Raw genomic sequence first — 22,483 nt, forward strand, 5'->3', positions numbered from 1 at the left:
GTGTCCCCTCCCGAATGCTGAGGAGTGGACATGAGCGCGGCGGAGGAGACCGGCGTCGAGGAGCGGCCGTGGGGCGAGGTCAGCCCCGACGCGGCCAGGCGGCTGCTGATCGCCGCCGTCGAGGCCTTCGCCGAGCGCGGCTACCACGCGACGACGACCCGTGACATCGCGGGCCGCGCGGGGATGAGCCCCGCCGCGCTGTACATCCACTACAAGACCAAGGAAGAGCTGCTCCACCGCATCAGCAGGATCGGCCACGACAAGGCCCTCGCCATCCTGCGCACGGCGGCGGACGGCGAGGGCACCGCGGCCGAGCGGCTCGCGGCGGCCGTGCGCTCCTTCGTCGGCTGGCACGCCGCCCACCACACGACCGCGCGCGTGGTGCAGTACGAGCTGGACGCGCTGGGCGAGGAGCACCGCACGGAGATCGTCGCGCTGCGCCGCCAGTCGGACGCCGCGGTGCGGGAGATCATCAACGACGGGGTGCGGGCGGGGGAGTTCGACGTCCCGGACGTGCCCGGCACCACGCTCGCCGTGCTCTCGCTCTGCATTGACGTGGCCCGCTGGTTCAACGTGGCGGGCCACCGGACGCCCGACGAGGTCGGCGCGCTCTACGCCGACCTCGTGCTGCGGATGGTGGGTGCCCGTCCGCAGGGGGCTCAGAAGTAGTAGCGCGACACCGACTGGGCCACGCACGCGGGCTTGTCGGCGCCCTCGCGCTCGACGGTCACCTGCGCCGTCACCTGCACGCCGCCGTCCTTGGTGGGCGTCACGTCCGTGAGCGTGGCGGTCGCCCGCAGCCGGGAACCGACCGGCACGGGGGAGGGGAAGCGGACCTTGTCGGTGCCGTAGTTGATGCCCATCCTCATGCCCTCGACCCGCATGATCTGCGGCACCAGGGCCGGCAGCAGCGAGAGGGTCAGATAGCCGTGCGCGATGGTCGTCCCGAAGGGGCCCGCGGCCGCCTTCTCGGCGTCCACGTGGATCCACTGGTGATCGCCCGTGGCCTCGGCGAAGAGATCGATCCGCTTCTGGTCGATCTCCAGCCAGTCGCTGTATCCCAGCTGCCCGCCGACTCCGGCGCGCAGTTCCTCGGCCGACGTGAAGATCCTCGGCTCCGCCATGTCCCTGGCCTCCCAGACGTGTGCGACATACACCAACCGCGCGGACTAAGCGCTTGCTCAGCATGCGGGGTGTGCCGACGCGTGTCAACGGACCCGGGCCCGCCACTTGACCCTCACGTGACGCCAGGCCGCGGGCCCGTGCGCCCGTCGGCGCGGACCCCGGGAGGTCGCGGAACTGGTCGACGACTCGTCCACCGGCGCGGTCGCGCACCCGCGCAGATCTTTGACGCGCTCGGCGACGCGCGGACGGTGCTGAACGTCGGGGCCGGCTCCGGCTCCTACGGGTCGGGCCGGAGGCCGGCCGCGGGCGCCGACCGCCGCCGCCGGCCGACCGCGTCGGCACCCTGAACCCGCGGCCGGACCAGCCATTAGGGTTCGGGGGGTGCCCCAGATTCCAGAGAAGGTCCACGAACTCACGGTCGGCCAGCTGTCGGCCCGCAGCGGCGCCGCCGTCTCCGCCCTGCACTTCTACGAGTCCAAGGGCCTCATCAGCAGCCGCCGCACCTCGGGCAACCAGCGCCGCTACCACCGGGACACGCTGCGCCGCGTCGCCTTCATCCGCGCCTCCCAGCGCGTCGGCATCCCGCTCGCCACGATCCGCGAGGCTCTCGACTCGCTGCCCGAGGAGCGCACGCCCAACCGTGAGGACTGGGCGCACCTCTCGGAGCACTGGCGTTCCGAACTGGACGAGCGCATCAAGCAGTTGGGCCGGCTGCGCGACCACCTCACGGACTGCATCGGCTGCGGCTGCCTGTCCCTGGAGACGTGCGTGCTCTCCAACCCGGACGACGAGTTCGGCGAGCGGCTCACCGGCTCCCGCCTGATGGTGGAGCGCCGCTCCCGTTCCTGAGCGCGAGTGAGGGCGGCGGGCGGGGCGGCGAGCGGCCTCACTCGTACTCGGTGCCGCCCTTACGCGTCAGATACGCCGTGCTGACCGCCTTCGCGATGGCCCGCCCGCCGGTCACCGGGCTGTAGCGCTCCACGGCCGGCCGGATCACCACGCCCTCGCGCAGATGCAGCTCACGCCCCGACACCGTCTCGCGGCCCGAGGCGAGCTCCAGGACGCGGCCGGCGTCGTAGGGCCCCTCGTACAGCCGCGGCACCAGCGGCAGTTCGCCGTCGAGCAGCCGCGTCGCGTCGAGCCAGCGCACGTGGCCGTCGATCTCCGCGCTGACGTCGAAGACGGCATACCCCAGCGTGTCGCGCCGCCCGTCCGCGCCGTACGACAGGTCCTGCACCCCGTCGCCGTACACCTCGCCGAAGAGGCCGACCCGGCGCGCCCCGAGCCGCTCGGCGAGCTTCGCCGCGACGGCCGCGACGCCGTGGCCGTGGACCGCCCGCCAGTACAGATTGCGCGGATCCTCCCGCAGGGCGAGCGACTTGGCGCCGAAGCCCTTGGAGGAGACGTGGACGCGCCCGCTCCCGGCGACGTACGTCATGAGGCAGGCCGAGCCGTGCAGCTTCTCGGTCACGACGACCGGCTCGCCGGGCGCGAAGATGTCCGGATAGCGCTGGATGTTCTCGATGTCGATCCACGGGAGCAGGTCCGGCGCGGCCTCGGCGTCGCCGCTCATCGTGGGCGGGATCGGCGGCACCCACTTGGTGATGCCGAGCCGCTCCGCGAAGTCCGTGCCCTCCCGCGCCGCCCGCGCCAGGTCGACGTCCGCGAGCGCCGCCGGGCGGCACACGATGCCCTGGGACAGCTCGCCGCGCAGCCGTACCGCCTTGACCCGGTCCTGCCCGCCGCCGGCGAGACGGCCCGTGAGGCCCAGTTCCTCGATCAGCGCGGCGGGCAGGATCGCCTGCTCCGGGATGTACACCGCGCTGTCGCCGGTCCGGTAGGCGCCCTTCGCGACGACCGCGCGGTACAGGCCCACCTGGGCGAGTTCGAGGGCGTCGGCGCCCGGATGCCGGTGGATCGTCAGCGTCTCGGCGGTGACGCGCAGCGTCGACATGGGAGGGTGCTCCTCAGGTGCTCGGGAAGATCCTTCATCGCCGGTCACCCTCTCCCGAAGTCATATCAGAGGACTATCGGATTTTCCGTGTGGTATGGAACCGTGGGCGTCATCACTCAGGGGGAGGGCCGATGTCCGTTGCCATCTGCTCGTTGAAGTGGGACGCGGCGCGGAACAAGCCGCAGTCCATCAGGTACGACAGTGACGGCTACCACCTCGTGCGGTTCCCCTACGGGGCCGATGAGGAGTCGTACGACCCGTGGCACATGCATGATCCGGCCAAGGGCGGCACCAGCCCCGCGCGGTTCCCGAGCGCCCGCTCGGGGCTGATATGGCCCAGCCACGACGGCTGGGGCGTGCTCTCCGCGCTGGTCTTCTGGAAGCCGGACAGTGATCCCACCGAGTACCGCGCCCGCTTCGTCCGCGACCCGCTGGGCCTGGCGACCGGGTACGACTCGACGGGCACCACCGACTCCGCGCCCACCAGGGGCAGTCAGTTCAGGTCGTACGTCTGGCAGATGTTCGTCCACCCCCAGACGCCCGTCGGCCTGAAGATATCGGCACGCGGCGTGGGAGACGTGAAGCTCGCCACGCCGCTGACGCACGTCCAGTTCAAGCTCGCCATCCATACGGACGTGCTCACGCCCTGACCGCGCCGTTCCTCACGCCGACACCAGCGACCGCAGCGTGCGCGCCCGCGCACGGGCCACCGCGTCCGGTGTCAGGACGGGAGCGGGCACGACGATGCCGCAGCCCGTGCAGACCGCCCCGGAGGACGGCTCGTGCGCCAGGCCGCGCTTCCACACCAGGGAGGTGTCCCCGCAGACCGGGCAGGACGCACCCGGCTCCCGCTCCAGCGCCGCGATCAGGCGCCGCAGCACTTCGGCGAGGGGGGCCCGGGGGTGGACGTCGGGATCGTCGCACCAGGCGACCCCGCAGCCGCCCCAGGTGCGGCGGTGCCAGTCGTCGTCGCTGCCGGGGCGCCTGAGCCCGTCGTGCTTCTCCTTGCGGCGGCGCTCGGCGAAGTCCGCCTCGTAGGCGAGCCAGACCGCCCGCGCCGCCTCCAGCTCCTCCAGCGCGGCCACCAGCCGCGCCGGATCGGGCGACCTGTCCTCGCACCCGAAGCCCGCCCGGGAGCACAGATGGTCCCAGGTGGCCCGGTGTCCGTATGGGGCGAACCTCTCCAGGCACTTGCGCAGCGAGTAGCGCCGCAGTGCCAAATCGTTCCGCGGATCACGTACCTGTCTCGCGAGACTCCGGAATCCGGCCATCGCCCTGCACCTCCGTCACACGTACTTCGTCCTGGTACCCCGTGTTCCGTATCTGCCGCCGTCGCAGTCGAGTCGAAGTCGAAACGACGTTGCCGAGTAGACGTATCGACACGCCATTCGGCTCCCTTTCGGGACGACCCTTTTTCGCCTGCCCGCCTGAGCTGTGGTGATGCGCCCATGAGGGGGGCGCGTTGTGGTGATTCGGAAAAGGCGAAGGTTGTTCATCTTTCGAGTTCGCCAACCCGCCAGTAGCCTCCGCCGCAACCGCCTTCCGCAGGACCCGGAGGAGCACCCATGCGACCACGCACCGTCAGACTCAGAACCCTCATGGCGGGGGCCGCGCTCGCCCTCGGTGCCGGTCTCCTGGCACCGCTGCCCGGAGCCGGGGCCGCACCGGGGCAGCCGGCCGCCGGGAAGGAGCGCGAGGAGAGCACCGACTACTGCGAGGGCCGGTGCGCGGACATCCTGCCGCCGGGCGCAGGCGGCAACGCGACGCTCGCCGAGATCCTCTCCCACCGCGTCCTCGGCACCAAACCGGCGCACGCCGACGACCAGTTGGGCCCCTACGACGCGCTCTCCTCCGGTTACCCCTCACTCACCGACGACCGGCTCACCGAGTTCTTCGACGACGCCTCCTTCGGTGTGCGCGACGGCCAGGTCGCCTCCGTCACCAGGCCGCGCGACGATGTGACGATCACCCGTGACAAGAAGTACGGCATCCCGCACATCAAGGGCACCACCCGCTACGGCACGGAGTTCGGCGCGGGCTACGCCGCCGGGCAGGACCGGCTCTGGCTCATCGACCTCTTCCGCCACATAGGCCGCGGGCAGCTGACCCCGTTCGCGGGCGGCGCGCCCGCCAACCAGGGGCTTGAGCAGCAGTTCTGGCCGCAGGCCCCGTACACGGAGAAGGACCTGGAGAAGCAGGTCGAGTACATCAGGGCGACGCAGGGCGAGCGCGGCAGGCAGGCCATGGAGGACGCGCAGGCCTACATCGACGGGCTCAACGCCTACCGCGTGAAGGCGAAGAACGGCCGCTACTTCCCCGGCGAGTACGTCCTGACCGGCAAGATCGACGCGATCACCAACGCCGGCGAGATCGAACCCTTCAAGGTCACCGACATGATCGCGCTCGCCTCCGTCGTCGGCGGCCTCTTCGGCAACGGCGGCGGCGGAGAGGTCGAATCCGCGCTCTCCCTCCTGAAGGCCCAGGAGAAGTACGGCGTCGAGAAGGGCACGAAGGTCTGGGAGTCCTTCCGTGCCCGCAACGACCCCGAGGCCGTCCAGACCATCCACGACGGCACGAGCTTCCCGTACGCCGGGAAGCCGGAGGCGGCGCGCGGCACCGCGCTGCCCGACCCCGGCTCCGTCGAGCGCGAGCAGCTCGTGTACGACCGCGAGGGGGGCGCGAAGACGGGCGCGAAGGACCCGGTGAAGGCCCCGAAGAAGCTCAAGCCGCTCCAGGGCATGTACGACAAGGGCGTCCTGCCCGCCGACCTCTTCCGGCCCGGCGGCAACAAGAAGGGCATGTCGAACGCCCTGCTGGTCTCCGGCAAGCACACCGCGAGCGGCAACCCCGTCGCCGTCTTCGGCCCGCAGACCGGATACTTCGCGCCGCAGCTCCTCATGCAGCAGGAGCTCCAGGGCCCCGGCATCAGCGCCCGCGGCGTCTCCTTCGCGGGCGTCGGGATGTACGTCCAGCTGGGGCGCGGCCAGGACTACGCCTGGTCGGCGACGTCCGCCGGGCAGGACATCACCGACACGTACGCCGTCGAACTGTGCGAGCCGGGCGGCGGCACCCCCACCAAGCAGTCCACCGGATACCTCTACCGGGGCACCTGCACGCCCATGGAGAGGCTGGAGCGCAAGAACGCCTGGAAGCCGACCCTCGCAGACTCCACGGCCGCCGGCTCCTACCGCATGCAGGTCTTCCGCACCAAGTACGGCGTCGTCACGCACCGCGCGAGCGTCGACGGCAAACCCGTCGCGTACGTCTCGCTGCGCTCCACCTACCGCCACGAGGCCGACTCGATCATCGGCTTCCAGATGCTCAACGACCCCGGGTACGTGCGGGACGCCGCGAGCTTCATGAAGGCGGCGCAGCACATCAGCTATGCCTTCAACTGGTTCTACGCCGACTCGCGCGACATCGCGTACTACAACAGCGGCGCCAACCCGGAGCGGGCGGCGGACATCGACCCGGCGCTGCCGGTCAAGGCCCAACAGGCTTACGAATGGCGGGCCTTCGCCCCCGAGAACAACACATCGGCGCAGACCCCGCCCGCCGCACACCCGCACTCCGTCAACCAGGACTACTACATCTCCTGGAACAACAAGCAGGCCGAGGACTTCAGCACGGCCGGCTTCGGGATGAGCGCCGTGCACCGCGGTGACCTGCTCGACGGGCGGGTCAGGAAACTCACCGAGGAGGGCGGCGTCACCCGCGCCAAGCTGACCCAGGCCATGTCCGAGGCCGCCGTCACCGACCTGCGCGGCGAACAGGTGCTGCCGGAGCTGCTGAAGGTCGTACGCAGCAAGCCGGTCACCGATCCGCGACTGGCGAAGGCGGTGCAGCAGTTGGAGGCCTGGCGCAAGGCGGGCGCGCAGCGCAACCAGACGGCCGCGGGCTCCAAGGCGTACGCCCACCCCGACGCCGTGCGCGTCATGGACGCCTGGTGGCCGCTGCTGATCGAGGCCGAGTTCAAGCCGGGCCTGGGCAAGGAGCTGTACGACGCCCTGACCGCGCAGCTGGCCACCGACGAGGCACCCTCGGCGGGCCATGGGCCGACCGGGGCGCACGCCGGGTCAGCCTTCCAGTACGGCTGGTGGGGGTACGCCGACAAGGACCTGCGCAAGGTCCTTGGGCAGCCGGTCAAGGGCGAACTGGCCCACACCTACTGCGGTGACGGCAAGCTCGACGCCTGCCGCGACGCCCTGCTGACCACTCTCGCGCAGGCCGTCGCGAAGCCCGCCACGGAGGTCTATCCCGGCGACGACGCGTGCAAGCCCGGCGACCAGTGGTGCGCGGACGCGATCATCCACCGGGCGCTCGGCGGCATCACGCACAAGCCGGTCCAGTGGCAGAACCGCCCCACCTACCAGCAGGTCGTCGAATTCCCCCGGCACCGCCCCTAGGCCCTGTCCGACCATTCCCGCCCGCCTCCGGGCGACGACGGGAATGGTCGGACAGGCCCCGGCCGTCAGGCCATCGCGATCCGCCCCGCGGCGAACACGGCACGCGCCAGCTCCTCATGGCATACGTCGCTGTGCGCGCCGGCGGGTGGTCCGCCGCGCCGCACCACCGACGCCGCGTCCACGCTCACGCACCCCTTGGCGGGCAGCCTCTCGCCGAGCTTGATCCGCTTGGTGCCCTCCACCGCCCGGATGCCGTTGTAGCCGACGGCGCCCCAGCGCTCCCACAGGTTCAAGAAGCTCGTGGAGTCACCGGCCAGCTTCGACGCCAGGGGGTAGAGCCGCCCCAGGGCGTCGTCGTGGCGCGAATAGCAGGAGACGAGCGGGCCGTCGATACGCCGCTGTACGCCGCGCAGGGCGCCGCCGCGTGACCTGTCGTGCGGCAGCCGGTCGGCGAACGCGTAATGCGAGAAGGCCCCTTGGAGCAGCGTCACCGACTTCACCGTACGCACGTCGGCGGGCATGCCGCGCAGCGCGTACGCGACGAGGCGGGCGCCGAAGCTGTGCCCGATGAGGTGCACCCTGATCCGGGGCGCGTCGGCGGCGAGCAGGCCGATGGCGGGGCCGAGCCCCAGCTGGCCCACCGCGCCCGCCCGGCGCTTCATCGCGTAGTAGGTGCCCTGGCGCAGCAGCTCGTGGGCGCCGTTCCACACCCGCTTGCGCAGGGCGCCGAGGAGTTCGGGCTGCCCGGTGTCCGCGCGGGCCGCCGCGAGGATCTCGCAGACCTGGACCGCGTCGTCGGTGAGCATGGCGGGCTCGCCCGCGCCGGTGTCCTCGCCGAGGTGGCGGGCCGGGCTCGTCTCGCGCAGGGAGACCAGCTCACGGACGTGCCGTCCGAACTCGTAGACGCGGGAGGGGACGTCCGAGCGCTCCGCGAGCAGCTCGGCGATGCGGTCGAGGGTCGGGCCGTGGTCGGGGAAGGCGCGGTCCAGCGCCTGCCGGGTGGCCGCGTCGAGCACGGGCCCGCCCGGCGGGACGGGGGCGGCGGGCGCCGCCGAGGGCTCGAAGTCGGGGATCGGTTCGTCGGGGAAGCGGATGGCGGGCCACAGCACGCCGACGTAGCCGAGGCGCACCTCCGGCGCGGCCAGGTGCTGACAGGGGGCGAAGAAGCGCCGGTACAGCGAGCGGGCGCCCTTCTTGTCGTTGTTCCAGCCGTGCGCGAAGACCAGCAGATCGGTGACGCGTGCGCGTTCCGTGCCGGACAGCAGCGCCTCGCGCTGCGCGGTGTCGACGTCGCCGTCGGCGTCGAAGGTCAGTTCCCAGTAGGGCTCCACGCCCGTATGGTCCTGCCGCTTCGGCAACCTGGCCATACTCCGCGCACGTCAGGTCAGTTCGCGCTCCCGGGTCTCGGGCAGCGCGAGGACGCACACCAGCGACACGACCGCCATCGCGCTCACGTACCAGCCGACCGACGAGGAGCCGAACGCCGCCTGGAGCCGGGTCGCCACCAGCGGCGACACCGCACCGCCGAGCACACCGCCGAGGTTGTAGGCGAGCGAGGCGCCCGAGTAGCGCACGTTCGTGCCGAACAGCTCCGGCAGGTAGGCGCCCATCGGGCCGTAGACCACGCCCATGCAGAACAGGGCCCCGCCGAGCGCGAGCGCGATCAGCACCGGCTGCTCGGTGTCCAGGAGCGGGAAGAGCACGAACCCCCACACCACCGAGAGCCCCGCGCCCGCGAGGACCAGTTTGCGCCGCCCGTCGCCGTCGGAGCGCGTCGCGGCGAGCCAGGTACCGGCCGCGAGGAAGAGACAGGCCACGAGGGACAGCCCCAGCATGGTGTTGCGGGGCACGTCCAGGGTGCCGGTGGCGTAGGCGAGGCAGTAGGTCGTCGCGGTGTAGAAGAGGCCATAGGCGACGACCATGCCGCCCGCGCCGAGCAGCAGTTCGCGCGGATGGTGGCGCAGCACGTCGAGCGTGGGGACCTTGCTGGCCTCCTGCGCCTCCATGACCTTCGCGAACACCGGCGTCTCGCTGATCCGCAGCCGCACGAAGAGGCCGACGCCGACGAGCAGGAAGGAGAGCAGGAACGGCACCCGCCAGCCCCAGCCGCGGAACGCGTCGTCGGAGAGCACGGCCGAGAGCAGCCAGAAGACGCCGGTCGCCGCGAAGAAGCCGACGGAGGGCCCGAGCTGGGGGAAGGCGGCATACAGTCCGCGCTTCTTCTTCGGCGCGTGCTCCACCGCGAGCAGCGCGGCCCCGCCCCACTCGCCGCCCAGCCCGATGCCCTGGAGGAAGCGGAGCAGGATCAGCAGCAGCGGCGCCCAGATGCCGAGGGTGTCGTAGCCGGGCAGGAGCCCGACGAGGGCGGTCGACAGGCCCATCAGGAGCAGCGAGGCCACCAGGACGGACTTACGGCCCACCCGGTCGCCGAAGTGACCGAAGACCACCGAGCCGATGGGCCGCGCCGCGAACGCCACCGCGTACGTGGAGAACGACGCGAGGGTGGCGTTGACCGGGTCGAGGGTCGGGAAGAACGCCTCGTTCAGGACGAGGGCGGCCGCCGTGCCGTAGATGTAGAAGTCGTAGAACTCGATGGCCGTCCCGATGAAGGAGGCGACGGCCACCCGGCGCAGGCTCTCCGGGCTGCCGTCGGCGCCCTGCGCGTCGGGGGCCTGCTGTCTCTCCGCTGCTGTCGTTTCGCTCCGCACGAGCGGCACTCTCATGGTGGATGTAGGGGCCAGTCAATACTTGGGACGGCTTGTCTCGCCCAATGAGACCACCGGTGGGGCGGGCGACCGCCCCTCTTCCGCCATCACATACCGACTGGTTAGTCTGCCGTGTCAGGCGGGCCGCCCGAGCTGTGGTCGCATCGTGGTCGGGTCCGTGGTCGAGCCCGAGGTCGAAGGAGACCGGTCGTGGATACCTTGCGGGACAAGGGAGTTGTCGTCACCGGCGCGGGGGGCGGGATCGGAGCCGCGCTCGCCCGCCGCTTCGCCGCCGAGGGGGCGCGCGTCGTCGTCAACGACCTGGACGGAGCCAAGGCGCGAGCCGTCGCCGACGAGGTGGGCGGCATCGCCGTCCCCGGAGACGCCTCCGTCATCGTGCCGCAGGCCGTCGAGGCGCTCGGCGGCACGGTCGACGTGTACTGCGCCAACGCCGGGCTCGGCTCCGGCGGCGACGAGGCCGCGCCCGAGGAGGTCTGGGCCGCGGCCTGGGACGTCAACGTCATGGCGCACGTCCGGGCGGCCCACGCGCTGCTCCCCGGCTGGCTGGAGCGCGGCAGCGGCCGCTTCGTCTCCACCGTCTCCGCGGCCGGGCTGCTCACCATGATCGGCGCCGCGCCCTACAGCGTGACCAAGCACGGCGCGTACGCCTTCGCCGAGTGGCTCTCGCTCACCTACCGCCACCGCGGGCTCAAGGTCCACGCGATCTGCCCGCAGGGCGTGCGCACCGACATGCTCGCCGCCACCGGCACCGCGGGCGACCTCGTCCTCGCGCCCACCGCGATCGAACCGCAGGACGTCGCCGACGCGCTCTTCGCGGGCATGGCCGAGGACCGCTTCCTGATCCTGCCGCATCCGGAGGTCGCCGCGTACTACGAGGCACGCGCCGCCACCCCCGACAAGTGGCTGGCCGGCATGAACCACATCCAGCAGAAGTGGGAGGCGACGCAGCGGTGACCACATCCCCCGCGATCCCGGACGGCTCCATCTACGCCGCCAAGCCCTGGCTCGCCCGCCTCAACGACGCCCAGCGCGGCCCCGTCACCCCCGCCGCCTCCGTGGTGCACGCCTTCCGCGCCGCCGTCGCCAGGGCCCCCGAGCACACCGCCCTCGCCTACTTCGACGGCCGCCTCAGCTACCGCGAGACCGACGCCCTCAGCGACTCCGTCGCCGGACACCTGGCCGCGCGCGGCGTCGCACGCGGCGACCGCGTCGCGATCATCCTCCAGAACACCCCGCACTTCGTGCTCGCGCTCCTCGGCGCCTGGAAGGCGGGCGCGACGGTCGTGCCCGTCAACCCGATGTACAAGTCGGCGGAGGTCGGCCACGTCCTCGCCGACGCCGGCGTGACCGCGCTGATCTGCGCGGACCGCGCCTGGGAGACGTACCTGCGCGACACGGCGGCGGGCTCGTCCGTGCACGTCGTGCTCACCGCCTGCCAACTCGACCTCCAGAGCAGGGGCGACACCCGCGTCCTGGACTTCGAGCGCCTGCCGGTCCCGGCCGACGCCGACGACCTGGTGGCGGTCGCGCGCCAGGGGCTGCCCGCCCCCGCCGGCCGCGAACTCGGCCCCTCCGACGTGGCCCTCATCAGCTACACGTCCGGCACGAGCGGCACCCCCAAGGGCGCCATGAACTCCCACGGCAACATCACCTACAACGCCGAACGCCAGCGCACCGGCGCCGGCATCCCCCAAGGCGCCTGCTACTTCGCGATGGCACCGCTCTTCCACATCACCGGCATGGTCGCGCAGGTCGCCGCCTGCATCGCCAACGCGGGCACCCTCGCCCTCGCCTACCGCTTCGAGGCCGGGGTGGTCCTCGACGCCTTCGCCGAGCACCGCCCCGCGTACACGGTCGGCCCCTCCACGGCCTTCATGGCGCTCGCCGCCCACCCCTCGGCGACCCGCGCCCACTTCGACTCCTTCGTGCTGATCTCCTCGGGGGGCGCGCCGCTGCCCCCGGCCCTCGTGGAGAAGTTCCGCGCCGCCTTCGGCCCCTACCTCCACAACGGCTACGGCCTCACCGAGTGCACCGCGCCCTGCGCCACCGTGCCGCCCGGTCAGAAGGCGCCCGTCGACCCGTTCTCGGGGACCCTCGCCGTCGGCGTCCCGGGGCCCGAGACGGTCGTACGCATCCTGGACGAGGCCGGTCAGGAGGTCCCCTTCGGCGAGCACGGCGAGATCGCCGTGAGCGGACCCCAGGTGGTGCCCGGCTACTGGCAGCGGCCCGACGCCACCGCCCGGACCTTCCCCGGCGGCGAACTGCGCACGGGCGACATCGGGTTCATGGACCCGGCCGGCTGGCTCTACGTCGTCGACCGCAAGAAGGACATGATCAACGCCTCCGGCTTCAAGGTCTGGCCGCGCGAGGTCGAGGACGTCCTCTACACGCACCCGGCCGTACGCGAGGCGGCGGTCGTCGGCGTGCCCGACAGCTACCGGGGGGAGAGCGTCAAGGCGTACGTCAGTCTGAGTCCGGGCAGCGACACCCGCCCGGCGGAACTGACGGCGTACTGCGAGGAGCGGCTGGCCGCGTACAAGTACCCACGCGAGGTCGAGATCCTGGCGGAGCTGCCGAAGACCACGAGTGGGAAGATCCTCCGGCGGGAACTGCGTTCCCGTCCGAAGAACAGTCAGTGACACGAAAGGCAGGTGGCGGCAGTGGCCAGGACGACGGACGGTGACGGCACGCCCGTCCCGCAGCGGCTGCTGGCCGCCGCCACCCGGCTCTTCGCCGACCAGGGCTACGACCGCACCTCGGTGCAGGAGATCGTGGAGGCGGCCGGCGTCACCAAGGGCGCGCTCTACCACTACTTCGGCTCCAAGGACGACCTCCTGCACGAGGTCTACGCCCGTCTGCTCCGCGTCCAGCAGGAGCGGCTCGACGCCATCGCGGACACGGACGCCCCGATCGAGCGGCGGGTCCGCGACGCCGCCGCCGACGTCGTGGTCACCACCATCGACAACCTCGACGACGCCTCGATCTTCTTCCGCTCCATGCACCACCTCGGCCCCGAGAAGAACAAGCAGGTGCGCGCCGAGCGGCGCCGCTACCACGAGCGCTTCCGGGCCCTGATCGAGGAGGGCCAGGAGTCGGGCGTCTTCTCCACGGCGACCCCGGCGGACCTGGTGGTGGACTACCACTTCGGCTCCGTCCACCACCTGTCCACGTGGTACCGCCCGGAGGGCCCCCTGACCCCGCAACAGGTGGCGGACCACTTGGCGAACCTGCTGCTGCGGGCCCTGCGGCCTTAGAGGCCCCCCGAGGGGGCGCGGGGAACTGCGCGAGCAACCAGCCACGAGCCGCACCCACCCCAAAACCTGCCGCGGCAGACGCACCTGCGCCCCGGCGGGGGCTGAGTGCGCTTCCCGGCCTTAGGCACGCCCTGAAGGGGCGCGGGGAACTGCGCGAGCAACCAGCCACGAGCCGCACCCGCCGCAAAACCCGCCGCGGCAGACGCGCCCGCGCCCCGGCGGCAGTCTGCGCGCGATTCCCGGCCTGAGGGGCGCCCCGAGGGGGGCGCGGGGAACTGCGCGAGCAACCAGCCACGACCCCGCACCCGCCACAAGACCTGCCACGGCAGACGCGCCCGCGCCCCGGCGGGGGCCTCGGCGCACAATCCCCCGCGCCCCCAGCGGAGCTACACGTACCGCTTGAGCTCCCGCCGGGCCAAGGACCGCTGATGCACCTCATCGGGCCCATCAGCCAACCGCAGCGTCCGCGCCGCAGCCCAGAGCTCCGCCAGCGGAAAGTCCTGGCTCACCCCACCCGCGCCATGCAACTGCACGGCCCGGTCGAGGATGTCGACCACCGCCCGCGGCGTGGCGATCTTGATGGCCTGGATCTCCGTATGGGCACCGCGGTTGCCGACCGTGTCCATCAGCCAGGCCGTCTTGAGGACGAGCAGCCGCAGCTGCTCCACGGCGACCCGCGCGTCCGCGATCCACTCCTGTACGACGCCCTGCTGGGCCAGCGGCTTGCCGAACGCCGTACGCGCCACCGCCCGCCGGCACATCAGCTCGATGGCCCGCTCGGCCATGCCGATCAGCCGCATGCAGTGGTGGATGCGGCCGGGCCCGAGCCGTGCCTGCGCGATGGCGAAGCCGCCGCCCTCCTCGCCGATCAGGTTCGCGGCGGGCACCCGGACGCGGTCGAAGACGACCTCCGCGTGGCCCCCGTGGTAGTGGTCCTCGTACCCGTACACCCGCATGGCGCGCCGGACTTCGAGGCCCGGGGTGTCGCGCGGGACCAGGACCATGGACTGCTGGCGGCGTATGTCGGCGCCGTCCGGATCGGTCTTGCCCATCACGATGAAGATCTCGCAGTCGGGGTTCATCGCCCCGGAGATGTACCACTTGCGGCCCGAGATGACGTACTCGGAGCCGTCCGGTGACCGCTCGATGAGGGTGGTGATGTTGGTGGCGTCCGACGACGCCACCTCCGGTTCGGTCATCGCGAACGCCGAGCGGATCCCCCCCGCGAGCAGCGGCTCCAGCCACCGCTTCTTCTGCTCGGCGGTGCCGAACTGCGCGAGTACTTCCATGTTGCCGGTGTCGGGCGCCGCGCAGTTCAGCGCGGTCGGTGCCAACTGCGGGGAGCGGCCGGTGATTTCGGCGAGCGGCGCGTACTGGAGGTTGGTGAGTCCCGCGCCGTGCTCCGTGTCGGGAAGGAAGAGATTCCACAGGCCCTGCCTGCGGGCCTCTGCCTTCAGTTCCCCGACGACGGCCGGGGTCTCCCACGGCGAGGCGAGGGCGGCGCGCTGCTCGTCGGCGACGGCCTCGGCCGGGTACACGTGCTCGTCCATGAAGGCGAGCAGCTTGCCCCGCAGCTCTTCGGTGCGGGCGTCGAATGCGAAGTCCATGGCGCTGTCTCAGCCTTCCTGTTCCTGGAGCGTGCGGCGGCCGTGCTCGATGAAGACCGGCACCAGCTCGCCGATCCGGTCGAAGCCCGCGCCGACCGTCTGGCCGAGCGTGTAGCGGTAGTGGATGCCCTCCAGGATCACGGCGAGCTTGAACCACGCGAACGCGGTGTACCAGGAGACCGCCGAGACGTCGCGCCCCGAGCGCGCGGCGTACCGTTCGATCAGCTCGGCCGGGTCGGGGTGGCCGGGCGCGCCCGCCGTGGTGCTGACGGGGGAGTCCGGCACCTCCAGCCTCGCGCTGTACATCACGAGCAGGCCGAGGTCGGTGAGCGGATCACCGAGCGTCGACATCTCCCAGTCGAGGATGGCCTTGATCCGGTCGTCGTCGCCGATCAGGACGTTGTCCAGGCGGTAGTCGCCGTGGACGACGGTCGGCGCGGGCGAGGCGGGCAGGGAGCGCCCGAGCGCCGCGTGCAGCTCGTCGATGCCGGCGAGGTCGCGGTTGCGGGACGCGTCCAGCTGCTTGCCCCAGCGGCGCAGCTGCCGGTCGAGGAAGCCGTCGGGCCGCCCGAAGTCGCCGAGGCCGACCGCCGCCGGGTCCACGGCGTGCAGGTCGACGAGCGTGTCGACGAGGCCGAGCACGGCGGCGCGGGTGCGCTCGGGGCCGAGCGGCGCCAGCTCCTCAGCGGTGCGGTACGGCGTGCCGTCCACGAACTCCATCACGTAGAAGGGCGCGCCGATGACGCTGTCGTCGTCGCAGAGCAGCACAGGCGCGGGCACCGGCACGTTCGTGGGGTGCAGCGCCTCGATCACCCGGTGCTCGCGCTTCATGTCGTGCGCGGTGGCCAGCACGTGGCCGAGCGGGGGCCGCCGCACGACCCAGCGTGAGGCGCCGTCCGTCACGGCGTACGTGAGGTTGGACCGGCCGCCCTCGATGAGCCGGGCGGTGAGCGGTCCGCCCACCAGGCCCGGCCGCTCACGGTCGAGGTGGCCGCGCAACTGGTCCAGGTCGAGGCCCGGCGGGTGGTCTGAGCTCATCTTCGCTCCTGATCGGCGTGGCGGTGGCGTGCCACCCCATGATGCCGACCAGTCGGTATGCCGTCCAGAGCGAAAAGCGCCCCCTTGCGGGGCGCAGGGGGCGGGCGGTGACGGGCTAGGGCCTGTCTGACAATTCCCGCCTGCCTCGCGACGCCATGCACGCACTCTCGCCGCACCGGGCGCAGAGCCAAGTACATCCAGTACGAGGCCCTACGCCCGGCACGCCGAGAGCACGCACCTGACGCCGCGAGACCGCCCTCCGGGCGACGACGCGAATTGTCAGACAGGCCCTAGTGATCGTCCCAGTGCCCGGCGTGGGCGGCGTGCCGATGTCCGTCGTGCACATAGTCGACGTGGTCGCCGTGCAGGACGGAGTCATGGCCGCAGCCGTCGCCGTGCTGGTGGTCATGGCCCTGGTGGGCGACGTGACCGGCCGGCTCGCACTCGTCGTAGTGGTCGGTGTGGCGTCGGTGCAGGTGGCCGTCGTGCGCGTAGTCGACGTGGTCGCCGTGCGGCACCTCGGGATGGCCGCAGGCCGGACCGTGCACGTGATCGTGCACCGGGTGTTCGTGATGGAGCGTGGTCATGACGCGCACCTTCTGTGACTTCCGGGGAGGCTGACACTCTCAGGCTAGCCCTCGATGCCCCATTTACTCCCTTATGTCAGTCTGGCGATGTTTCCCTGCCCTCCACCCAGGTGACCCGTGCGGATGTTCCGTGAAAGCGACCCCATGAAAGCGACCCCATGAAGGCGATCAGCTACAGCGGCTACGGCGGACCCGAAGTCCTCGAATACGGCGAGGTGCGCGACCCCAAGGTCGGCCCCGACTCCGTCCTCGTGAAGGTGCGGGCCGCGGCCGTCAACCCCGTCGACTGGAAGTGCCGCGAGGGCTACCTCGACGCCCTCCTCGACCCCGTCTTCCCCGTCATCCCCGGCTGGGACGTCGCCGGAGTGGTGGCCAAGCCGGGCGCCTCCGCCCCCGAGTTCGCGGTCGGCGACGAGGTCATCGGCTACGTACGCGAGGACTTCCTCTCCCGCGGCACCTTCGCGGAGTACGTCGCCGCGCCCGTGCGCACCCTCGCCCCCAAGCCGCGCAACCTCAGCTTCGAGGAGGCCGCGGGGCTGCCGCTCGCCGGGCTCACCGCCTACCAGGTGATGGTCAAGGCGCTCCAGGTCAAGGACGGCGACACCGTCCTCGTGCACGCGGCGGCCGGCGGCGTCGGCTCCCTCGCGGTGCAGCTCGGGCGGCACGCGGGTGCCCGCGTCATCGGCACGGCCAGCGAGCGCAACCACGACTTCCTGCGGGAACTTGGCGCGGAGCCGGTGACGTACGGGGAGGGGCTGGTCGACCGTGTCCGCGCCCTGGCCCCGGAGGGTGTCGACGCGGCCTTCGACACGATCGGCGGCGACACCCTCAAGGCGTCCGCCGAACTCCTCACGACCGGCGGCAGGTTGGCGTCCATCACGGACGGTGGGGTGCTCGGCCTCGGTGGCCAGTACTGCTTCGTCCGCCCCGACGCCGCCGACCTGCTGCGGCTGACGGAGCTGGCGGAGCAGGGCGTGGTGACGGTCCACGTCGACAGGACGTTCCCGCTGGAGCGGGCCGCCGACGCCCACCGGCTGAGCGAGGAGGGCCGCACCCGCGGCAAGATCGTCGTGACGGTGGACGGGCAGGACTGACGCGAGGCTTCCGCTCTCCCGTTCGCCGACCGATGCCAGGGTTTCCCGGCCGGTGTCAGACCACCATCGCCGCCGCGCACCCCGCCAGCGCCAGGGTGCACAGCGCCGCCGTCCACGCGCCCCGCACGGTCAGCGTCCGGGGACGGCGGGCGGTCAGCGCCAGCATCCTGCGGTGGGCCACCGCGAGGAAGCCGAGCCAGAGCAGCAGGCACAGGGCGCACGCCAGGACGCCGGTGGCGGTGGGGCCGTGGTGCAGTACCGCGCGGGCGGCGAGGACCGCCGCGACCGTGCAGGACAGCGTCGTACGCCGCCACGCGAGCCGCGTCCGCTCCGGCTGGAGCCCGGGGTCGCGCTCCGGCGCCTGCCCCGGGCCCGGTCCGCTCATCCTTCCCACCCGAAGAGCACGACCACCACCATGGCGAGCGCCACCACCGCGACGACCAGGCTCAGCACCGTCGGGAAGCGGCCCGCGGGCAGATCCTCGCCGCGCCGCATGGCCCGTTCGCAGCGCATCCAGTGGTTGACCGCCCGCAGCGAGCACAGGACGCCCGCGGCGAGCAGCGCGAGCGCGAGCCCGATCCGCCAGCCCCAGCGCAGGTCCGGCAGGAACTGGTCGACGGCGAAGCCGCCGCCGATCAGCGCGAGCGCGGTGCGCAGCCAGGCCAGGAAGGTGCGTTCATTGGCGAGCGAGAAGCGGTAGTCGGGGGTGTCGCCCTCCTCGCGGATGCGTTCGGGCGCGAACCACAGCCTCAGACTCCGTACGAAATTGCTCACCGCCGCACCATAAGCCGTGCACCCGGGGGCCCAGGCGATCAGCTCGCGCGGTACGCCCTCAGCCGGTGGTGGGCGTCGAGGCCGTCCGGCACCCACTCCCATTCGCCGAGCCGCCGCTCCAACTCGTCCTCGGTGAGGAAGGCGTGCCAGGCGACCTCCTCCACCTGCGGACTCACCGGCAGCTCGCAGCGCACTTCGTAGAGGTACGCCCACCAGGACTTCCCCGCGCCGTCGTCGTAGAGGAACTTGAACAGCGGCGTGGGACGCGGCAGCCCCTGGACGCCGAGCTCCTCCTCCGCCTCGCGCAGCGCCGCGTCGTCGCAGGACTCCCCGGCCCCGACCACACCGCCCACGAACATGTCGTACAGGGAGGGGAAGACCAGCTTCGTCGCGGTGCGGCGGTGCACGAAGACGCGCCCCTCGGCGTCGCGTGCCTGGATGAACACACAGCGGTGGCGCAGCCCGCGCGCGTAGGCCTCACCGCGCGGGGCCTCGCCGATGACCTCGTCGTTCTCGTCGACGATGGTCAGCATCTCTTCACGAGGGTCGGGCAGGGGCCCGCGGTGTGTCGTCATACGGGCCATCCAACCTCACTGGCCCATGACGTACTTGACCGTGGGCCCCGCCGTCCAGCCGCCGTCGACGGCGAGTTCCGCGCCCGTCACGTACGACGCGGCGTCCGAGAGCAGGAAGACCACGGCGGCCGCGATCTCGTGAGCCTCGCCGATCCGGCCCATCGGGGTGTTGGGGTACCTGCCCTCGCCCTTCTCGATGCCGACCTCGGCGGTCATCGGGGTGTACGTCATGCCGGGGTGGACGGAGTTGACGCGGATCCGGGCGGTGCCGAGCTCCACCGCGCCGATCTTGGTGAGGCCGCGCACACCCCACTTGGAGGCGCCGTACCCGGCGGTGAGCGCGAGGCCCATCAGACCGGCCGCGGAGGAGATGTTGACGATGGAGCCGCCGCCCGCCTCCTTCATGGCCGGGACCACGGTCCGCATGCCGATGAAGACGCCGGTGAGGTTGATGTCGAGGACCTTGCGGAAGTGCTCGACGGACTCCGACTCCAGCAACTGGCCGGTCGATATACCGGCGTTGTTCACCAGGCCGTGCAGGCCGCCGAACTCGGCGGCCGCGAGGTCCGCCACGCGCCGCCAGTCGTCCTCGGAGGTCACGTCGTGGTGCGCGAAGCGGGCACGCCCGCCCAGCTCGGCGGCGGTGGCCGCGCCCTCCTCGTCGAGCACGTCGGTCAGCACGACGTTCGCACCCGCGGCGACCGCCTGCCGGGCGGCCTCGGCGCCGAGACCGCGGGCGGCGCCGGTGATGAGGACGGTCTTGCCGGTGAGGTCATGGGCAGGCGTGGTGGCAGCGGCGGCAGTGGCGGTCGTGCTGGTCATGGGGTCTCCAGAGTGGGGAGCGGGGCCCGCAACAGGGCCGCGGTGGTTTCGACGAGGTCGGCGAGGAAGACGTCCTCGCCGGTCAGCGGGGTGGTGCCCGCCAGGTACTGACGGGCACGGTCGGCCATCGCGGCGCCGATCATCGTGAGGGCGAGGTCGAGCCGCTCCAGGCGGACCGGCTCCGGGACGGCGGGGGCGAGGCACACCTCCAGCCTCCCGATCAGCTCCCAGTAGGCGGTGCCGTCGATGGTCGGATGCGGGGTGCGGGTGCGCACGCCGCTCTCGTGGCTGAGCTGCGCGGAGATCCGCAGGCAGCGCCGCCCGCGCTCGGTGCGCAGCTCGGTGGCCTCGGCGGTGACCAGGGCGGTCAGCAGGGCGCGCAGGCCGCGCGGGCCGGTGTCGCCGCCGGTGCGCGCCAGGCCGGCGGCGAGCACCCGCTCGGTGCGCTCCTGGCGGGCGGCCATCACGGCGTCCAGGAGACCGCCGCGGGAGCCGAAGTGGTACTGCACGGCGGAGGGGTTGCTCTGTCCGGCGATGCGGACGATGTCCCGCAGCTGGGCGCCGTCGATGCCCTGCGCGGCGAAGACCTCCTCGCCGGCGCGGATGAGCTTCTCCCGGGTCTCGGCACCGGATGTCCTGGCCATGACCCCCACTCTAATGCTGGCCATTAACAAAAGACACCGCCGGGATCGACCGCCCGAGGCCGGCTCGCCCGGCCCGGTCTGTTGACGTGCGCCTCCGCACTGCCCAGGATCTGACCCACCGGTAACTTCGCGGGCCCTGTCGAGGAGGACGACCCCTATGGCGTACGACGCAGATGTGATCGTGATCGGGGCGGGACTCGCCGGACTGGCGGCCACCGCGGAACTCGTCGACGCGGGCCGCCGGGTCGTCCTCGTCGACCAGGAGCCCGAGCACTCCATCGGCGGCCAGGCCCACTGGTCCTTCGGCGGGCTGTTCTTCGTGGACTCGCCCGAGCAGCGGCGGCTGCGGATCAAGGACTCCCACGCGCTCGCCCTCCAGGACTGGATGGGTACCGCCGCGTTCGACCGCCCGGAGGACCACTGGCCGCGCAAGTGGGCCGAGGCGTACGTCGACTTCGCGGCCGGCGAGAAGCGGTCCTGGCTGCACGGGCAGGGCGTGCGGTTCTTCCCCGTCGTCGGCTGGGCCGAGCGCGGCGGGTACGACGCGCAGGGCCACGGCAACTCCGTGCCGCGCTTCCACATCACCTGGGGGACGGGCCCGGGGCTGCTCGCGCCGTTCGTGCGGCGGGTGCGCGAGGGAGTGGCGCGCGGCCTCGTCGAGCTGAGGTTCCGCCACCGCGTCACCGGCCTCGGACGCAGCGCGGGCACCGTCGACACCGTCACGGGCGAGATCCTCGAACCGTCCGCCGCCGAGCGGGGCAGGGCCAGCAGCCGCGAGGTGACGGGCACCTTCGAGCTGCGGGCCCAGGCGGTGATCGTCACCTCGGGCGGCATCGGGGGCAACCATGACCTCGTCCGCGCCAACTGGCCGGAGCGGCTCGGTGCCCCGCCCGAGAAGATGATCAGCGGGGTGCCCGCGCACGTGGACGGCAAGATGCTCGGCATCGCCGAGGCCGCGGGCGCCCACCTCATCAACCGCGACCGCATGTGGCACTACACCGAGGGCATCGAGAACTGGAACCCCATCTGGGAGCGGCACGGCATCCGCATCCTGCCCGGCCCCTCGTCCCTGTGGCTGGACGCGCACGGCGACCGCCTGCCCGTGCCGCTCTTCCCCGGCTTCGACACGCTCGGCACCCTCGAACACATCATGAGGACCGGGTACGACCACACGTGGTTCGTGCTCAACCAGCGCATCATCGGCAAGGAGTTCACCCTCAGCGGGTCGGAACAGAACCCGGACCTGACGGGCAAGTCCGTGCGCGGCGTCATCGACCGCGCGCGGGCCGACGTGCCGGGACCCGTCAAAGCCTTCATGGACCACGGCGTCGACTTCGTCGTGGAGAAGGACCTCGGCGCGCTGGTGCGCGGCATGAACGCGCTCACGGGACACTCGGCGGATCCCCTCATCGACGAGGCCGCCCTGCGCCGCACCCTCGCCGCGCGCGACCGCGAGATCGCCAACCCCTTCACCAAGGACCTCCAGGTCACCGCCATCCGCGGCGCCCGCAAGTTCCTCGGCGACCGCCTCATCCGGGCCGTCGCCCCGCACCGCCTCCTGGACCCCAAGGCCGGTCCGCTCATCGCCGTACGCCTCAACATCCTCACCCGCAAGACACTCGGCGGCCTGGAGACCGACCTCTCCTCGCGCGTCCTGACCGAGGGCGGCGCGCCCCTGCCGGGCGTGTACGCGGCCGGGGAGGCCGCCGGTTTCGGCGGCGGGGGAGTGCACGGCTACCGCTCGCTCGAAGGCACCTTCCTCGGCGGCTGCCTCTTCTCGGGACGCGCGGCGGGCCGGGCCGCCGCCCGCGACGTGAGTTGAGCAGGCCTTTGCCGAGGAGGGTTCTCCCAGGTGAAGGGCGAAGTCTGAGGATTTC

General features: G+C 72.1%; 22 protein-coding genes. 9 read left to right on the plus strand and 13 right to left on the minus strand.

Going from position 1 to position 22,483, the window contains the following annotated elements; all coding sequences use genetic code 11:
* The first annotated feature begins 30 nt into the window (after positions 1-30).
* Positions 31-669, plus strand: coding sequence for a TetR/AcrR family transcriptional regulator (locus ACF062_RS27550; protein WP_392142217.1), 639 nt, complete (start codon positions 31-33; stop codon positions 667-669).
* Here the strand turns inward: ACF062_RS27550 and ACF062_RS27555 are convergent.
* Complete coding sequence (locus tag ACF062_RS27555) at positions 660-1,124, minus strand: MaoC family dehydratase (protein ID WP_223773757.1); 465 nt, start codon at positions 1,122-1,124, stop codon at positions 660-662. The genes ACF062_RS27550 and ACF062_RS27555 overlap by 10 nt on opposite strands.
* A gap of 382 nt (positions 1,125-1,506) precedes the next feature.
* On the opposite strand from ACF062_RS27555, the gene soxR reads away from it, so the two are divergent.
* Positions 1,507-1,974: a redox-sensitive transcriptional activator SoxR gene (soxR, locus tag ACF062_RS27560; protein WP_392142220.1), complete on the plus strand. Its 468-nt coding sequence runs from the start codon at positions 1,507-1,509 to the stop codon at positions 1,972-1,974.
* A gap of 37 nt (positions 1,975-2,011) precedes the next feature.
* Here the strand turns inward: soxR and ACF062_RS27565 are convergent, their stop codons facing one another.
* Positions 2,012-3,079 (minus strand): RNA ligase (ATP), encoded by a 1,068-nt coding sequence (locus ACF062_RS27565; protein ID WP_392142222.1) that lies wholly within the window; start codon positions 3,077-3,079, stop codon positions 2,012-2,014.
* A 131-nt stretch (positions 3,080-3,210) separates the two neighbouring features.
* Here ACF062_RS27565 and ACF062_RS27570 point away from each other — a divergent pair, with 131 nt between their 5' ends.
* On the plus strand, positions 3,211-3,729 hold the full coding sequence (locus ACF062_RS27570; RefSeq protein WP_392142224.1) for a hypothetical protein: 519 nt from the start codon (positions 3,211-3,213) through the stop codon (positions 3,727-3,729).
* Positions 3,730-3,741: 12 nt separating this feature from the next.
* Here ACF062_RS27570 and ACF062_RS27575 read toward each other — a convergent pair whose 3' ends face one another.
* Entirely contained in the window at positions 3,742-4,350 is a 609-nt protein-coding gene (locus ACF062_RS27575) for a hypothetical protein (protein WP_392142226.1), read from the minus strand.
* A gap of 294 nt (positions 4,351-4,644) precedes the next feature.
* Here ACF062_RS27575 and ACF062_RS27580 point away from each other — a divergent pair, with 294 nt between their 5' ends.
* Positions 4,645-7,485 (plus strand): penicillin acylase family protein, encoded by a 2,841-nt coding sequence (locus tag ACF062_RS27580; RefSeq protein ID WP_392142228.1) that lies wholly within the window; start codon positions 4,645-4,647, stop codon positions 7,483-7,485.
* A gap of 65 nt (positions 7,486-7,550) precedes the next feature.
* On the opposite strand, the gene ACF062_RS27585 is transcribed toward ACF062_RS27580, so the two are convergent.
* Both ACF062_RS27585 and ACF062_RS27590 read right to left on the minus strand, forming a co-directional pair.
* On the minus strand, positions 7,551-8,852 hold the full coding sequence (locus tag ACF062_RS27585; RefSeq protein WP_392142230.1) for a serine-threonine protein kinase: 1,302 nt from the start codon (positions 8,850-8,852) through the stop codon (positions 7,551-7,553).
* Positions 8,853-8,864: 12 nt separating this feature from the next.
* Positions 8,865-10,193, minus strand: a complete 1,329-nt coding sequence (locus tag ACF062_RS27590) for an MFS transporter (protein WP_392142232.1) — start codon at positions 10,191-10,193, stop codon at positions 8,865-8,867.
* Positions 10,194-10,409: 216 nt separating this feature from the next.
* Between ACF062_RS27590 and ACF062_RS27595 the strand changes: the two genes are divergently transcribed.
* The 3 genes from ACF062_RS27595 to ACF062_RS27605 are packed head-to-tail and all read left to right on the plus strand — an operon-like array spanning position 10,410 to position 13,465.
* Entirely contained in the window at positions 10,410-11,165 is a 756-nt protein-coding gene (locus ACF062_RS27595) for an SDR family oxidoreductase (RefSeq protein ID WP_392142684.1), read from the plus strand.
* Entirely contained in the window at positions 11,162-12,850 is a 1,689-nt protein-coding gene (locus tag ACF062_RS27600) for a class I adenylate-forming enzyme family protein (protein ID WP_392142234.1), read from the plus strand. Before ACF062_RS27595 ends, ACF062_RS27600 begins: the two co-directional genes overlap by 4 nt.
* Positions 12,851-12,871: 21 nt before the next feature.
* Positions 12,872-13,465, plus strand: coding sequence for a TetR/AcrR family transcriptional regulator (locus ACF062_RS27605; RefSeq protein ID WP_392142236.1), 594 nt, complete (start codon positions 12,872-12,874; stop codon positions 13,463-13,465).
* Between the two features lie 386 nt (positions 13,466-13,851).
* On the opposite strand, the gene ACF062_RS27610 is transcribed toward ACF062_RS27605, so the two are convergent.
* The 3 genes from ACF062_RS27610 to ACF062_RS27620 form a co-directional block, all read right to left on the minus strand.
* On the minus strand, positions 13,852-15,072 hold the full coding sequence (locus tag ACF062_RS27610) for an acyl-CoA dehydrogenase family protein (RefSeq protein ID WP_392142238.1): 1,221 nt from the start codon (positions 15,070-15,072) through the stop codon (positions 13,852-13,854).
* Positions 15,073-15,081: 9 nt separating this feature from the next.
* Positions 15,082-16,110: a phosphotransferase family protein gene (locus tag ACF062_RS27615; protein WP_392142240.1), complete on the minus strand. Its 1,029-nt coding sequence runs from the start codon at positions 16,108-16,110 to the stop codon at positions 15,082-15,084.
* 290 nt (positions 16,111-16,400) lie between these two features.
* Entirely contained in the window at positions 16,401-16,697 is a 297-nt protein-coding gene (locus ACF062_RS27620; protein WP_392142242.1) for a hypothetical protein, read from the minus strand.
* A gap of 158 nt (positions 16,698-16,855) precedes the next feature.
* Here ACF062_RS27620 and ACF062_RS27625 point away from each other — a divergent pair, with 158 nt between their 5' ends.
* On the plus strand, positions 16,856-17,791 hold the full coding sequence (locus ACF062_RS27625) for an NADP-dependent oxidoreductase (RefSeq protein ID WP_392142244.1): 936 nt from the start codon (positions 16,856-16,858) through the stop codon (positions 17,789-17,791).
* A 55-nt stretch (positions 17,792-17,846) separates the two neighbouring features.
* On the opposite strand, the gene ACF062_RS27630 is transcribed toward ACF062_RS27625, so the two are convergent.
* The 5 genes from ACF062_RS27630 to ACF062_RS27650 are packed head-to-tail and all read right to left on the minus strand — an operon-like array spanning position 17,847 to position 20,606.
* Entirely contained in the window at positions 17,847-18,176 is a 330-nt protein-coding gene (locus tag ACF062_RS27630) for a DUF202 domain-containing protein (protein WP_392142246.1), read from the minus strand.
* Positions 18,173-18,565 carry a YidH family protein gene (locus ACF062_RS27635; RefSeq protein WP_392142248.1) on the minus strand — a complete coding sequence of 131 codons (393 nt, stop codon included), beginning with the start codon at positions 18,563-18,565 and terminating at the stop codon, positions 18,173-18,175. Before ACF062_RS27635 ends, ACF062_RS27630 begins: the two co-directional genes overlap by 4 nt.
* 38 nt (positions 18,566-18,603) lie before the next feature.
* Positions 18,604-19,140, minus strand: coding sequence for an NUDIX hydrolase (locus tag ACF062_RS27640; RefSeq protein WP_392142250.1), 537 nt, complete (start codon positions 19,138-19,140; stop codon positions 18,604-18,606).
* 15 nt (positions 19,141-19,155) lie between these two features.
* Positions 19,156-19,962 (minus strand): glucose 1-dehydrogenase, encoded by an 807-nt coding sequence (locus tag ACF062_RS27645; RefSeq protein ID WP_392142252.1) that lies wholly within the window; start codon positions 19,960-19,962, stop codon positions 19,156-19,158.
* Complete coding sequence (locus ACF062_RS27650) at positions 19,959-20,606, minus strand: TetR family transcriptional regulator (protein WP_392142254.1); 648 nt, start codon at positions 20,604-20,606, stop codon at positions 19,959-19,961. The genes ACF062_RS27645 and ACF062_RS27650 overlap by 4 nt, the downstream gene beginning before the upstream one ends.
* 157 nt (positions 20,607-20,763) lie before the next feature.
* On the opposite strand from ACF062_RS27650, the gene ACF062_RS27655 reads away from it, so the two are divergent.
* Entirely contained in the window at positions 20,764-22,428 is a 1,665-nt protein-coding gene (locus ACF062_RS27655; protein ID WP_392142256.1) for an FAD-binding dehydrogenase, read from the plus strand.
* Positions 22,429-22,483 lie beyond the last annotated feature (55 nt).

It is taken from the genome of Streptomyces sp. NPDC015345 (assembly GCF_043078805.1).
In the GTDB taxonomy this organism is placed as follows: Bacteria; Actinomycetota; Actinomycetes; order Streptomycetales; family Streptomycetaceae; genus Streptomyces.